The 14628-nt window shown below is 36.8% G+C and carries 15 protein-coding genes and 2 pseudogenes; 4 read left to right on the top strand and 13 right to left on the bottom strand.

Annotated elements, in window-relative coordinates; translation table 11 throughout:
- Nucleotides 1-84: 84 nt before the first annotated feature.
- Together secDF and ACXY7N_RS13025 are read right to left on the bottom strand one after the other, a co-directional pair.
- The gene (gene secDF / locus ACXY7N_RS13020) at nucleotides 85-2349 is read right to left on the bottom strand and encodes a protein translocase subunit SecDF (protein WP_016135367.1); all 2265 of its coding nucleotides are present in this window, start codon (nucleotides 2347-2349) and stop codon (nucleotides 85-87) included.
- 270 nt (nucleotides 2350-2619) lie between these two features.
- Entirely contained in the window at nucleotides 2620-2904 is a 285-nt protein-coding gene (locus ACXY7N_RS13025; protein ID WP_000890213.1) for a post-transcriptional regulator, read from the bottom strand.
- Nucleotides 2905-3089: 185 nt separating this feature from the next.
- Between ACXY7N_RS13025 and spoVB the strand changes: the two genes are divergently transcribed.
- Nucleotides 3090-4649 (top strand): stage V sporulation protein B, encoded by a 1560-nt coding sequence (gene spoVB / locus ACXY7N_RS13030; RefSeq protein WP_098985798.1) that lies wholly within the window; start codon nucleotides 3090-3092, stop codon nucleotides 4647-4649.
- Between the two features lie 29 nt (nucleotides 4650-4678).
- On the opposite strand, the gene ACXY7N_RS13035 is transcribed toward spoVB, so the two are convergent.
- A complete protein-coding gene (locus ACXY7N_RS13035; RefSeq protein WP_016086167.1) occupies nucleotides 4679-5326 on the bottom strand; it encodes a DUF421 domain-containing protein in 648 nt (215 codons plus the stop codon).
- A gap of 103 nt (nucleotides 5327-5429) precedes the next feature.
- On the opposite strand from ACXY7N_RS13035, the gene ACXY7N_RS13040 reads away from it, so the two are divergent.
- Nucleotides 5430-5813 (top strand): TIGR04086 family membrane protein, encoded by a 384-nt coding sequence (locus ACXY7N_RS13040; protein ID WP_016086166.1) that lies wholly within the window; start codon nucleotides 5430-5432, stop codon nucleotides 5811-5813.
- A gap of 36 nt (nucleotides 5814-5849) precedes the next feature.
- Here ACXY7N_RS13040 and yajC read toward each other — a convergent pair whose 3' ends face one another.
- From yajC to ruvA, 6 genes are read right to left on the bottom strand one after another with little or no spacing between them, the layout of a single operon-like run.
- Nucleotides 5850-6110, bottom strand: coding sequence for a preprotein translocase subunit YajC (gene yajC, locus ACXY7N_RS13045; protein WP_001068064.1), 261 nt, complete (start codon nucleotides 6108-6110; stop codon nucleotides 5850-5852).
- A gap of 27 nt (nucleotides 6111-6137) precedes the next feature.
- Complete coding sequence (gene tgt / locus ACXY7N_RS13050; protein ID WP_000125362.1) at nucleotides 6138-7277, bottom strand: tRNA guanosine(34) transglycosylase Tgt; 1140 nt, start codon at nucleotides 7275-7277, stop codon at nucleotides 6138-6140.
- Nucleotides 7278-7289: 12 nt separating this feature from the next.
- The gene (gene queA, locus ACXY7N_RS13055; RefSeq protein ID WP_488592426.1) at nucleotides 7290-8342 is read right to left on the bottom strand and encodes a tRNA preQ1(34) S-adenosylmethionine ribosyltransferase-isomerase QueA; all 1053 of its coding nucleotides are present in this window, start codon (nucleotides 8340-8342) and stop codon (nucleotides 7290-7292) included.
- Between the two features lie 19 nt (nucleotides 8343-8361).
- Entirely contained in the window at nucleotides 8362-8562 is a 201-nt protein-coding gene (locus ACXY7N_RS13060) for a DUF2905 domain-containing protein (protein ID WP_016086164.1), read from the bottom strand.
- On the bottom strand, nucleotides 8559-9560 hold the full coding sequence (gene ruvB / locus ACXY7N_RS13065) for a Holliday junction branch migration DNA helicase RuvB (RefSeq protein ID WP_000344450.1): 1002 nt from the start codon (nucleotides 9558-9560) through the stop codon (nucleotides 8559-8561). Before ruvB ends, ACXY7N_RS13060 begins: the two co-directional genes overlap by 4 nt.
- 5 nt (nucleotides 9561-9565) lie before the next feature.
- The gene (gene ruvA, locus ACXY7N_RS13070; RefSeq protein WP_016086163.1) at nucleotides 9566-10183 is read right to left on the bottom strand and encodes a Holliday junction DNA helicase RuvA; all 618 of its coding nucleotides are present in this window, start codon (nucleotides 10181-10183) and stop codon (nucleotides 9566-9568) included.
- 188 nt (nucleotides 10184-10371) lie between these two features.
- On the opposite strand from ruvA, the gene ACXY7N_RS13075 reads away from it, so the two are divergent.
- Entirely contained in the window at nucleotides 10372-11316 is a 945-nt protein-coding gene (locus tag ACXY7N_RS13075) for an iron-hydroxamate ABC transporter substrate-binding protein (protein ID WP_016086162.1), read from the top strand.
- Nucleotides 11317-11327: 11 nt separating this feature from the next.
- Here the strand turns inward: ACXY7N_RS13075 and ACXY7N_RS13080 are convergent, their stop codons facing one another.
- Nucleotides 11328-11843: a BofC C-terminal domain-containing protein gene (locus ACXY7N_RS13080; protein ID WP_088084369.1), complete on the bottom strand. Its 516-nt coding sequence runs from the start codon at nucleotides 11841-11843 to the stop codon at nucleotides 11328-11330.
- A 120-nt stretch (nucleotides 11844-11963) separates the two neighbouring features.
- Nucleotides 11964-12512, bottom strand: a pseudogene (locus ACXY7N_RS13085) (DMT family transporter); the annotation flags it as partial.
- A gap of 402 nt (nucleotides 12513-12914) precedes the next feature.
- Here ACXY7N_RS13085 and ACXY7N_RS13090 point away from each other — a divergent pair.
- Nucleotides 12915-13358, top strand: a complete 444-nt coding sequence (locus ACXY7N_RS13090) for a branched-chain amino acid ABC transporter substrate-binding protein (RefSeq protein ID WP_080117851.1) — start codon at nucleotides 12915-12917, stop codon at nucleotides 13356-13358.
- A gap of 33 nt (nucleotides 13359-13391) precedes the next feature.
- On the opposite strand, the gene ACXY7N_RS13095 is transcribed toward ACXY7N_RS13090, so the two are convergent.
- Both ACXY7N_RS13095 and ACXY7N_RS13100 read right to left on the bottom strand, forming a co-directional pair.
- Nucleotides 13392-14048: a YhcN/YlaJ family sporulation lipoprotein gene (locus ACXY7N_RS13095; protein WP_016086157.1), complete on the bottom strand. Its 657-nt coding sequence runs from the start codon at nucleotides 14046-14048 to the stop codon at nucleotides 13392-13394.
- A gap of 179 nt (nucleotides 14049-14227) precedes the next feature.
- Nucleotides 14228-14628, bottom strand: a pseudogene (locus ACXY7N_RS13100) (peptigoglycan-binding protein LysM); the annotation flags it as partial.

Consider the following 14628-nt stretch of genomic DNA (forward strand, 5'->3'; position numbering starts at 1 on the left):
TCCATCTTCCTTTTGTTAAAAAGTTGCTATCTTATTGTATCCACAAACGAAAAAAGAGATGCCTCATAAAGAGACATCATCTTTTTATACTTGCGGTTCAGATTCTACTTTCTCAACCTTCTTCTTGTTTTTCCCCTTTTTCAAACGACGGTTTTCAAGCATTAACCAAATTTGAGAAGCAACGAAAACAGAAGAGTACGTACCTACAACTAATCCAACAAGTAACGCAAACGAGAAGTTACGTAGTGACTCACTACCGAAGATAAGTAACGCAATTACTGGGAATAACACTGTTAATACGGTGTTAATCGAACGACCAAGCGTTTGACGAATACTTGCATTTACGATTTCTTCTAAGTCTTTTATATCGCGAACTCGTTTTTTCTGTTTGTATAATTCACGGTTTCTATCAAATGTAACAATTGAGTCATTAATAGAATAACCGATGATTGTTAATACCGCAGCGATAAACGTTAAGTCTACCTCTAATTGGAAAATACTAAATATAACAATCATAACGAACGCATCATGTAATAATGCAAGCACTGCAGATAATGCGTACGTAAATCGGAATCGAATACTTACGTATAAAATGATAACCGCAGAAGCAATTAATACTGCGATAAATGCATTTCGTGCAATCTCTTTACCGATTGTCGGTGAAACTGTACTTACGTTGGGATCTGTACCATATTTATCGTGGAAGAATGTTTTTGTTTTCGCAATTTCATCTTTTGATAGAACACCTAATGTACGAACTGCGAACCCTTTATTGTCATCTCCAGTCGGTACAATATTTTCTTCCTTCACGTCAATTTTCAATTCTTTAAAATCTTTATGAACATCAGACACAGTAAGTGTTTGTTTTGATTGCAAGTCGATACGTGTACCACTCGCAAAGTCAATACCAAGATTCAATTTGAAAATTGGTAGTATAATTGCACCTGCAATTACAACTACAATCGAGAAAACAAGGAATTTATGACCGATATTTACGAAGTTAATACGATCAAATCTTGTCGGCGGATGTACTACGCCTTTTGTTAATGGAATAATATCCTTTTGTTTCACACCAAAGTATCCTGGTTTTTTATCGAAGTAACGGCTCTTTACAAGTAAACTTAGTAAGAAACGGGTACCGAATACGTTCGTAATAAAACCGACTAAAATACTTACGATTAAACTTGTTGCAAACCCTTTTACAGAACTATTACCATAAACGAATAATACACCAGCTGCTGCAAGAGTCGTAACGTTTGCATCTAAAATTGTTGCTAATGAACGATGGTTACCAGCACGGAATGCTGACATCATTGACTTACCAATTTTCAGCTCTTCTTTCAGTCTCTCGTACGTAATAATATTCGCATCAACGGCGATACCTACCCCGAGCACTAACGCCGCAATACCTGGCAACGTAAGAACTGCATGCATCCAGTTAAAGACAAGTAATGTAACGAAAATGTATAGACCTAACATAATAACCGCTACAAGTCCTGGTAAACGGTAGAATACAAGCATAAATAAGAAAATAAGAGCGATACCAATCGCACTAGCGAAAATCGTTTGCTCTAACGCTTGTTGACCAAATTTTGCTCCAACAGATGTTGAATACATTTCTTTTAAATCAACAGGAAGTGCACCTGCATTTAATAAAGATGAAAGTTCTTTCGCACTTTCAACTGTGAAGTTTCCACCTACGATAGATACTTCAGCTTGGTTAAATACTTGTTCTACTGTTGCTGCTGATAAAAACTTCGGATTCGGTTTTGCTGATTCTGCTTTATACGAATCTTTTCCTTCTTCAAAATCAAGCCAAATTACCATTAAATTCGTTGGTGGTGGCATTTTTGAAATCTTTTCTGTTACTTCACGGAATTTTTCAGCGCTTTTTAACGTAAGTCCAACACTTGGACGACCTTTATCATCAAATGTTTGCTTTGCTCCGCCGCCTTTTAAATCCGTTCCGTCCATAAGAAGGTTGTCATCTACATCACGGAATGTTAACTTCGCTTGTGTTGATAACATTTCACGTGCTTTTTGCTGATCTTGTACACCAGCAAGCTGTACACGAATTCGATCTTGCCCTTCAATTTGAATGTTCGGCTCACTTACACCGAGTGCATTGACACGGTTTTCAAGAGCACCTACTGTACTTACAAGTGCCTCTCGGTCAATTTTATCACCTTTTTTGGCTGGTTTTACTTCATACAGAATTTCAAAACCACCGCGAAGGTCTAGTCCTAGACTAATTCCTTTTGCTATGTCTTTTCCTGCCGCACCAATGACTCCACCGATTAATAAAACGATGAGGAAAAAGGCGGCAATTCTCGTACCACGCTTTGCCATATGTACCCTCTTTCTGCTACTAACACTTTAAATAAATCTCTTACGATTCACTTTTACACGTGTGCATACGCCTAGTTAGTAGACTTCCTTTCTATAATTTTGCTAGTTCCTCACTAGCTGTGTCGGTAAGTTTTTCACAATACCTACACTTTCAGTATTTATTTTCTCTCTTCACTACCTCCTTTATATATGATCTTAGACATAATTATTTCCTCATTATCAATACCTATCATTATACTGCAAAAGGAAGAACAAACCAATTGCAGTCGGTTATTTATTTTCATATTCATCAAATGACCAAAGTGGCGCTTGATATGCTTCAACAGTTAAATAAGTCATATATTCATTAGCACTTACTCTTAATACGTCATTAACTAATTCATATAATCTAACATCGCTGTCTATCTTCTTCCACTTTTTCACTTTAAGAAACTTCCAAATATCATCATCTGTTACTCGGTCATAACCGAACATGTGGAACTCTTCTACTTTACTTTCTAAAACGACTTGTAACTGTCCGCGGTACGATTCTACCAAAGCCTCTTTTTCTAACATACATAACATCTCCTTCTTATTTCAGCACGAAAAGTCGCTTTTAATCCCGCTCTAATGGACAGCAATAACTACTTTCAAGAGCACTCTCATACTTCACTCTCTTAAATGCTTGTCATTCTTGTCTCATACGTGCATATAAATTATTGTAAATCATTCCACTGATTTTGAGAAGGTAGGAGAAGACCATGACGAGACAAAGCTTTTTAAAAGGCGCATTTATTTTAATGATAGCCGGCTTTATTACCAAAATCCTTGGATTTATTAACCGGATTGTAATGGCACGTATTTTAGGGGAAGAAGGCGTTGGCCTTTATATGATGGCCGTTCCTACATTCATTCTAGCAATTACATTAACACAAATCGGCCTTCCTGTCGCAATTGCAAAATTTGTAGCAGAAGCAGAAGCTGTGAACGATAAACAAAGAGTAAAAAAAATATTAACAGTATCATTAGCTGTTACATCCGTTATTAGTATCATTTTAACAATTGGAATTATGCTCCTCACACCTATTTTAGCAAAAACATTATTAACTGATGAACGAACGTACTATCCATTAATGGCCATTTTACCTGTCGTTCCTGTTATTGCTGTTTCTTCCGTTTTACGCGGGTATTTCCAAGGGAAACAAAATATGAAACCTAGCGCTTACGCCCAAGTTATAGAACAAGTTGTCCGCATTACAATTATCGCTATATGCATTCAGTTATTTTTACCTTACGGTGTAGAATATGCTGCAGCTGGCGCTATGTTATCAGCCGTTCTCGGTGAAGTTGCATCGTTATTATTTTTACTCACTTTATTTCAGCGCGAAAAACATTTATCTATACGCTCTGGATTTTTCACTACTGTAAAGGAAAGCAAAGGGACATTTTATTCTCTTATGGATATTGCCCTTCCAACTACAGGAAGTCGTTTAATCGGTTCCGTTTCATATTTTTTCGAACCTATCGTCGTTATGCAAAGCTTAGCCATTGCCGGAGTTGCTGCCTCCGTCGCAACCCAGCAATACGGTATATTAAATGGTTATGCATTCCCACTTCTATCACTGCCAGCCTTTATTACATACGCCCTTTCTACAGCACTCGTTCCATCCATTAGCGAGGCAATGGCAAAAAGACAACATAAATTAGTAGAACACCGCTTACAACAAGCTCTTCGTATTTCATTAATTACTGGTGGCTGGTCAGTCGTTATATTATATGTATTTGCTTCTCCTGTCTTAACTCTTATGTACGGATCGGATAGTGCAACAGCATTCATCCAGCTTCTTGCACCTTGCTTTTTATTTCATTACTTTCAAAGTCCACTTACCTCTGTTTTACAAGCTTTAAACTTAGCACGTGCTGCCATGATGAATACATTTGTTGGCGCCATCGTGAAATTAATCGTTATTTTTGTACTAGCTTCAAGGCCAGATTTTCAAATGATGGGGGTTGCACTCGCTATCGCTGCAAATATAGTAACAGTAACATTCCTTCATTACGCTACTGTTTTAAAGAAAATTACATTTACCATTTACGCAAAAGACTATATTTTCGGTGGACTTGCTATCGGTATTGCAGGCGCTTTCGGTTTTTATCTTCATAAGTATATTATTTTCTCTCATTCACTCGGTATACAAACATTATGGGAAATCACTTTAACAACAATCGTTTATATTATCCTCCTCTTCACTTTCAAACTCATTCGAAAAGAAGAATTAAGCAGGCTCCCAATCATTCGAAAACTTTCATTTTTGAAGTAAACGGGCTTACTATTTCCTATAGTAAGCCTCTAGTTTTCTTTCAAATCAACAAAAAATTGTCCATTTTGAAAGCTACAGTATAAAATTTGTGTTATATCGTTATAACCTAAGTTTTTTAATTTCTCAATAAGCCATTCATCTGTATGTTCAATCATTTGTAAATGATTAGATTGAATTTCCCCATCAATAATAAGAGGAAGAGTAAACTGCAATGCATCCTGTTTACCTTTTTGTTTTTGAAAGACAGATAACTTCCCAGATGGTTCTAAAATAGCATATTCCACATCTCGGATATCTCCGACTCCCTGCTCCCTTAATTGCATCATTAAATCATCTATATTATAACGCTGCTTTCTCATCTTCTTTTCATCAATCTTTCCCGCATTTACAAGAATAGCGGGCTCACCTTCTATTAAATGCCGAAAGCGTTGATACTTTAACGAAATAACTGACAAAATGATCTGTATACACATAAGAAACGTCATCGGAACTAATTGGTGCCAAAGTGATTTATCGGTGTTTTCAATTGCCACTACAGCCATTTCGCCCAGCATAATGAATACGACTAAATCTAATACACTCAGCTCTCCAATTTCACGTTTACCCATAAAACGAAAAATAATTAGTATGATGATATACAAAAGCATCGTCCGGCCAATGATTGATACCCATTCCATTTCTACATCTCCTTTTTTACCTATAGATTCCCCTATAAAAAATAAACTAGTCTAACTTGGGCAAAAGGAAAATATGCTTGTATTAAAAAGGGGGAATGTATAAATGGATGGAACAAAAAAATTATCAACTGCAATTGGCTTCGGCATCGTTACCCTATTAATTCTTGCATCAATTATTAGCATGGTTATGGCTCTTTTATTAAAGTTTACAGATATGAATGAAGGGACATTAGCTGTTACTATTTTTATACTAGCTCTTTTATCTATGCTTATATCTGGATTTACCGCCGGCAAAAAAGCACAAGGGAAAGGTTGGCTAGTAGGCTTCACAACAGGACTTACATTCACCATACTTGTTTTTCTAGTTAACTATTTGGGCTTCTCTCAAACTTTATCGAACTCACAGTTACTTTATCAATTAGCATTGATGGGTGCCAGTACACTCGGTGGTATTTTCGGTGTAAATATGTCAAAACAAAATAACTAAAAAAGGCCCTGCACATTTCATGCAGGGCCTTCCTCATTAGTTTTTCACAACTTCACGAATCGCATTACGATCGAAAGTTAAGTGTGAACCACCAGACTTAATAACGATTTTCGTCTCATCTACTGATTCGATTGTACCGTGTAAACCACCGATTGTTACGATAGCATCACCTTTTGCCAATTCATTTTGCATTTGAGCAACTGCTTTTTGACGCTTTTGTTGCGGGCGAATTAATAAGAAATAGAAAATCGCAAACATCGCAACGATCATAACGATATTCATCATACCTGGATTCATCTTTTGTTCCTCCTTTTAAATTATGTATTAGAAGTTTTTAGCATTCGGTTTATTAAAGCCATACTGTTCAAAGAACTCTTCGCGGAAATCGCCAAGACGGTCTTCACGAATAGCTTGTCTCACCTGCTCCATTAAGTTTAACAGAAAATGAAGGTTGTGATAAGACGTTAAACGAATTCCAAACGTTTCATCACATTTCATTAAGTGACGAATGTATGCACGAGAGTAATTTTTACATGTATAGCAATCACAATTTGGATCAAGCGGACCGAAGTCTCTTGCAAATTTCGCATTTTTTACAACTAGACGGCCTTCACTTGTCATACATGTACCATTTCGAGCGATACGAGTTGGAAGTACGCAGTCAAACATATCAATACCACGAATTGCACCATCGATTAAAGAGTCAGGAGAACCTACTCCCATTAAGTAACGTGGCTTATTATCTGGAAGAAGTGGTGTTGTAAACTCAAGTACACGGTTCATAATATCTTTCGGCTCACCTACAGATAAACCACCTACAGCGTAACCAGGGAAGTCCATTGAAACAAGGTCTTTTGCACTTTGACGACGAAGCTCTTCGAACTCTCCGCCTTGTACAATACCGAATAAACCTTGATCTTGTGGACGTTCATGCGCTTTTAAACAACGTTCTGCCCAGCGGCTTGTACGTTCTACAGATTTCTTCATATATTCAAAAGTAGCCGGGAAAGGTGGACACTCATCAAATGCCATCATAATATCTGAACCTAATGCATTTTGAATTTCCATCGCTTTTTCTGGTGATAAGAATAATTTATCTCCATTTAAGTGGTTACGGAAGTGAACGCCTTCCTCTTCAATACGACGGAAGTCACTTAAACTGAATACTTGGAAACCACCAGAATCCGTTAAGATTGCACGATCCCAGTTCATAAATTTATGCAAACCGCCTGCTTCACGAATAATTTCGTGACCTGGACGTAGCCATAAATGATACGTATTACTTAAAATAATGCCAGAATCCATTGCTTTTAATTCTTCTGGTGACATTGTCTTAACTGTTGCAAGTGTACCAACTGGCATAAATGTTGGTGTATCAAATGAACCGTGCGGCGTATGTACACGTCCTAAACGCGCACCTGTTTGTTTACAAGTTTTAATAAATTCATAACGAATTGCTGTCATAATTTACTCCTTTTATTTGTTTCCCATTTTAGCGTGAGATGCAACGAACATCGCATCACCGAAGCTAAAGAAACGATATTTTTCTTTTACTGCTTCATTATAAGCATGAAGTACATTATCTCTGTTTGCAAATGCACTTACAAGCATAATTAATGTTGATTTCGGTAAATGGAAATTTGTAATTAAACCATCAATTGCTTTAAATTCGTAACCTGGATACATAAAAATGTCTGTCCAGCCAGAAGCAGCACAAAGCTTGCCATCATGATCTGTCGCAATTGTTTCTAACGTACGAGTTGAAGTCGTACCTACCGTAATAATACGTCCACCACTCTCTTTCACACGATTTAATAATGCCGCTGTCTCTTCAGACATATGGTAATATTCTGCGTGCATATGGTGTTCTTCAATCGTATCCGCAGAAACTGGTCTAAATGTTCCAAGCCCTACGTGAAGTGTAATGAAAGCTAACTCGACGCCTTTTTGTTTTAACTTCTCCAGTAACTCTTCTGTAAAGTGAAGTCCTGCAGTCGGCGCTGCTGCTGAACCAATTTCTTTCGCATATACTGTTTGATAGCGATTGCGATCTTCTAACGTCTCTTTAATATATGGAGGAAGTGGCATTTCCCCAAGTTCATCTAAAATTTCATAGAAGATGCCGTCATATGAAAATTCAAGCTGACGTCCACCTTGATCTGCAGTTCCTGTACACGTTGCTTTTAATTTCCCTTCGCCAAAAGAGATAACAGTTCCTTCTTTTACACGTTTCGCTGGCTTCACAAGCGTTTCCCACTTATCGCCTTCTTCTTGTTTTAAAAGAAGTACTTCAATGTGCGCGCCTGTATCTTCTTTCACACCGTGCAAACGAGCAGGCATAACTTTCGTTTCATTTAAAACTAAGCAATCCCCCTCATGTAAGTAAGAAAGAATGTCTGTAAAATGTTTATGCTCAATATCTCCTGTTTCACGATCTAACACCATTAATCTTGATGTTTCACGATCTTCTAATGGGACTTGTGCAATAAGTTCTTCTGGTAAATGAAAATCAAACAGATTTATATCCATAACTATATCCACCTATTTCTTATTTAAATCGATTTATTATATACATAATAAAAGATAATACAATACTTAACACAATACATGTAATGATAGGAAAATAAAAGGTAACGTTTCCTTTTTTCACAAAAATATCGCCTGGAAGTCTTCCAATGAACTTCCAAGCTAATCCAACAACGATAAGTAAGACACCTGCTGTAATAAGCAATTTTGGCATCTCCGTCATACTTTTGGCATCTCCATTCCGAAATGCTCATATGCAAGCGGCGTTACAATTCGGCCTCTTGGCGTTCGTTGTAAAAAGCCAATTTGTAATAAATATGGCTCATATACATCTTCAATCGTATGAGATTCTTCTCCAATCGTTGCCGAAACCGTTTCTAACCCGACTGGGCCACCACGGAATTTCTCAATAATGCCAAGCAATAACTTATGATCGATATGATCTAGACCTAATTTATCTACTTGTAGTAGTTCTAACGCCATTTGTGTAATTTCCATCGTAACCGTTCCGTTACCACGAACTTGTGCGAAATCTCGTACACGTCGTAATAAACGATTCGCAATACGAGGTGTACCACGAGCACGTCTTGCAATTTCTAGTGCGGCTAACGAATCAATTTCAACTTCGAATACTTCTGCTGTACGTTCAACAATCGCAGAAAGCTGATCTACTGTGTAATACTCTAATCTTGAAAGTACACCAAAACGGTCACGAAGCGGCGCTGATAATGCTCCTGCACGTGTCGTTGCTCCAACTAGCGTAAACGGAGGCAAATCTAGACGTACCGACCGTGCTGACGGTCCTTTTCCAATTACGATATCAAGACAAAAGTCTTCCATCGCAGGATATAGTACTTCTTCAATTGATCTATGCAAACGATGAATTTCATCAATAAATAATACATCCCCTGGCTGAAGCGCTGTTAATACAGCTGCTAAATCTCCTGGCCTTTCAATTGCTGGACCTGAAGTTGTTCTAACATTAACTCCCATTTCATTGGCAATAATATTTGCAAGCGTCGTTTTACCAAGACCTGGTGGTCCATATAAAAGCACGTGATCTAACGTTTCTTCACGCATTTTCGCCGCTTCAATAAACACCTCTAAATTATGTTTCGCTTTATCTTGGCCAATATACTGACGGAGCGTCTGTGGCCGTAATGAATATTCTAAATCCGCATCTTCATATGCAGATTCCCCTGAAAGGAGACGTTCGTCCATTATACTCACCTCTTACCATTTAGTAAAAGACTAAGTGCCTTTTTAATATACTGATCCGTCGTTAATGATTCTTTTAATAACTCTGGTACAACGCGAGAAACTTCTCGTTCTGCGTATCCAAGTGCGCGCAGAGCTTCCAACGCCTCATCAAGCTCAACTGATGAACCTTTCTTCTCATCAAAACGTTCTGTGTCTGAGAATAAATCAACAAATGCATCTGGTACGACGTCAGCTAATTTTCCTTTTAAATCTAAAATCATTTGGCGCGCTGTTTTCTTTCCTACGCCCGGGAATTTCACTAAAAACTTCTCGTCTTCATGTTCAATCGCTTGAACGACCTGTCCTGTCTGACCAGAAGCTAAAATTGCAAGAGCTCCTTTTGGTCCAATGCCAGACACGCCTAATAGCTTTGTAAATAATAAACGCTCTTCACGTGTTTTAAACCCGTAAAGTGCCATAATATCTTCTCTCACATAATGATATGTATAGACACGGATTTCTTGCTTACTTCTTTGAAATACATACGGATTCGGTGTGAAAATTTGATAACCAATTCCATTATGGTCAATTACGACATATTCCGGTCCTACATACTCCACGTAACCTGTAACATATTCAAACAAAATACGATCTCTCCCTCTTAAATCATGTATTCCATTTTAACATATTTAATGATAGAAAAGCGAGACTGCCCCAACAAATGTTCTCCATTTGAAACTTCTGTTATTTTCCATTGACAGAAAGGTTAAAGCACCTTAATATACAGAAGTCGATAATGATTATCAATACTAATTAAAGGGGTTACATCAGGATGAAACGTAAACTATTTATTTTATTTACTATTATGCTAGTTGTTCTTTCTATCGTTGGCTGTTCTTCTCAAAAAGAAGAATCAAAAGCGAAAGAACAACCGAAAACAAAAGTTGTAAAACATGCTAAAGGGGAAGCTACAATTCCAGTAAATCCAAAGAGAATTGTTGACTTGTCTGGATCAACAGAAGAATTATTACTTCTTGGACACAAACCTGTTGGTACAGCAAATACATATAAAGATAAAATCCAAAATCATTTAACAGAAAAGCTAGATGGCGTAAAAGCAGTAGGATGGTACTGGGCACCTAAAGTTGATTTAGAAGCTGTTACTGCTTTAAAACCAGACTTAATTATTTTAAATAATCGTCAATTAAAAATTTATGATCAGTTAGAAAAGGTTGCACCGACAGTTGTTTTAGAAACAAACTTAGAAGACTGGCGTGGTAAGTTTAAAGAAGTAGGTAAACTATTTGACGAAGAGAAGAAAGCTGACAAATGGATTGCAGACTACGATAAAAAAGCAGACTCTTTATCTAAAAAAATTAAAGAGAAAACAAAAGATGAAAACTTTATGTTCGTCGCAGTTACACCACAAAATTTCCGTGTATACGGTAGCTTCGGATACGGTGACATCATCTTTAATGACTTAAAACTTCCAGCAACAAAAGGTACAGATTTAAAACAAACGATGGCACAAGTATCGCTAGAAGGTCTTGTTGCATTCCAACCTGATCAAATGTTCGTTGTAAACTTCGGCGGCGAAGCTGATAAAGTTTACGAAGACTACAAAAATAGTGCCGTTTGGAAAGACAATAAAGCAGTAAAAAACAATCACGTATATGAAGTATCAAATGAAATCTTCAATACGAAAGCTTTCAATCCAATCGGAAAAGATATGCTAATTGATGAAATCGCGAAACAAATTTTAGATAAAAACAAGTAAGAAAAAGCAGCTCACCATGAGCTGCTTTTTTTCTTATTTTGCACTGCGTATTGCTTCATTTTTTCAATCGTCTTCACAAAGCCTTCTTTTGATTTAATACGAATACCACGCTTCAATTTCGCACGCTCATAACTCTCAAGCTTTTTCATATCAATTTGAAAGAAGGAATGAATCGCATTATCACTTTTCGGTACACCTTTGAAAATTTGTAATATCCCTTCCTCTGAAACACCAAAATAACCGCTCGTTTTCAATAAAGGAGAAATATCATCCACTTTCTTTTGTAATACAATTTGCACATCATCACGATCAACGAGTTGCCATTCTTTATATTGCTGTAAAAACTTTTCTAAATCCGCTACTTTCTCTGTCAGTATTTCCTCGCTTACTTCTCCATCAACATACATACGCTCTAATAAAATTGTAACTGCAGGTTCCTTTTCTGTTATTTCTGCCCTCACATCGGATCCATAAGCTAAGCAAAACATCATAACGAGAGCTTGCACTGCAATTAGTATCCATTTCATTTCCGTTCACCTCTTCTAGGCAAAATCATACTTTCATTTGTAGCTTTTCCGGAAATGGGGGTTTTATCCCTAATTCATAGATTGTTCCCATTAAGACTTATAGAGTCCAATTATTTCTACCTATTTCGAAACGTATTGATTATGTGAAAGCTTTTTTATATCTTTATTTGATTGTACCGTTGCTATATAAACCTCAATTCGTACAATTATCATTCCGACTATTTGTTGCCATGTAACAACTGCTCCATATACTATAACTGCAATGCCAGTAGCTACAATGGGGGGTAAATTTAAATACATACTCGCTTTACTTGCACCTAACTCTTCTACTCCTTTATTAAACACGATATACCCAATTAACGTCCCGCATATGACCATATACAACATTTCCCCACCCATCTTCATATAGAGAAAGTCCTGCTAAAAAAGCGGTTCCTAGTACCGTCATACTCATTGTAGTTAACAAAGGTGATACACCACGCATAACTTTTTCCCAGTTAAGCTATATAACACCCCACAGATTAAAGCAGCTATAAATAAAAGATCTCCCTTATTAAATGACAAAGACATAAGTATATTCATTGAACCACTCGTAATAACAGCTATTACACCGATAAGGGACAACATTAAACTTATTCCCATTTTTATACTCCAAGACTCTTTAAAAAAGCATGTAATATATTACCATTAAATAGTAACTCTTTCATATACACTTGTAAATAACTTTATTTTCCAACTTTCATTTCAATAAAAAAAGGAAGATTGGATTTCTCCATTCTCCCCATTACATTCATATAAAATGAAAGACGCCTGCAAAGCAGGCGTCTTGATGCGTTTACGGCGAGAGACCAGGCGACCACATTCGCGTGTTTAGCACTTAAGCATATCTCTCGTCTTACGTAAATTAGCTCATCGCTTTGCTAATATAACATTAATAAAGTATAAGTGCAACATGTTTATAAAAATATTTTATTTCCTCTTTTATCTAAACAAAATTATGTAAATTATAAATTGATAAATGTAATATATATGTTACAATTGATGTAACAGCGAAATCATAATAAACAGGAGATGGATATTGTGAAAAAAATAAAGGATGAACGTCTCATTCTGAAAACATTAAAAAACATACGCATTGCCTTTCTTTTTCAATCACTTGGTATAATTGGCATTTTGGGCTATATCGGATTCACTGAAGGAATGGATCAAATTACGAAATCTCCATTATGGTTATTATTTATGCTTACGAGTATTTTAATTGCTTATTTACAGTTAAGCGTTTCAATCGATGTAGAAGAGAGCGAAAAAGATATAAAGTTAACTCCTTATTACAAAATTATTTTACGTTCTTTTATTGTTGGAATTATTATAGCTATTATTTATATCATTTTCAGTCCAGAAAGACCTCTCTTTGAAGCAGTTTTAACAGGTAGTATTTTCTTCATATGCTTTTTAGCGTCTTATTCCGTTAGTTATTTTATTAAAAAACGTCGTGTACAAGACAATGATGAATAAAGAGGAAGGGCTCCCCCTTCCTCTTTTATTTTGCTATCGCATAGTACCAGTAGTACCAGTTAAACCGTAACGAATGTCTCGGAACATATTCACTATGTCACGATTAAAATCGTTTGTAACTGTACCGTTACGTAAGCGTGTACTCATTGCATCAACACGAGTAAACATGTCATTCCTTACAGAGACGTACACATTTCTGTTTCCAACTTCATTTACAACAGCTTGACGAACTTCGTTTGCAAGTGCCGTTTCATTCGATACTGGATTACGCGGTTTTACCGCAATCGCCACATCGTTTCCATATACAACTGTAGACACGCGGTCTACGTTATTCATACGTTTTACACGATTTGTTATTCTTTCTGCTGTTTTCCCATCATTGTTAATGTATGAATTGTTCATTGTAATATTACGTGTTGGATGCGGATTAGCAATTTGACCGTTGTAATTTACATCGCGGTAATAATTGTTATATCCTGTATCGTTACGACCATTTCTATATGTTACATAATCTGTATAACGATCATTACGCGTTACATTATCACGATACTGGTGTGTATCATTATAAGATGTGCGCTCATAATTGTAGTTACGTCCATCCATTGCATTATTATCTTTTGGTGTACCACATGCAGCTAATGCACTAGTAACTAACAAAGAAGCAGCAATCACTTTTACTTTCGTATTCAATACAAAAACCCCCTCTGTTAGAATGAACTTCTCTTTTGAAAAGCTCCCTCTTATGATGAGTAACAGAGAGGGTTTTTACACTGTTAATATTTCACTGGGGATTTTCTAACATTTGATGTAAATCTTCCGTTTTCAGAACGACTCTACATACAAAAAAGGCGGGAATAATCCCGCCTTTTTTAAACTTCCTCTTCGTCCTCTTCTTCTGAAACGGGCTCTCCAAATACATTTGGTGGATCTGGTTGGTAATACATCGTCCCTGGTTGTGGTGCATATGCTGATTGAGTTGGTTGATAATATAAAGGATTCGCGTATTGTGGTCCCCCAGGTTGTGGACTATATAACCTGCTCTCTCCTCCGCATCCACAATCTTCCTCTCCTTGCACGAGCGGCGGCATATTATTATCCATCGGCATCATATTTGGATTTGGCATAGACGTATATTGCGGTCCAAACGGTGCTCCTTGCTGATATGGCATTTGATATGGATTTTGTTGTTGATAATACGGATTCGGCGGCATCATAGGCTGTTGGTATGGAATTTGATATGGCATCATATTCGGCGGTTGATTGTTATCCA

The organism is Bacillus sp. 5w2 (assembly GCF_054353775.1).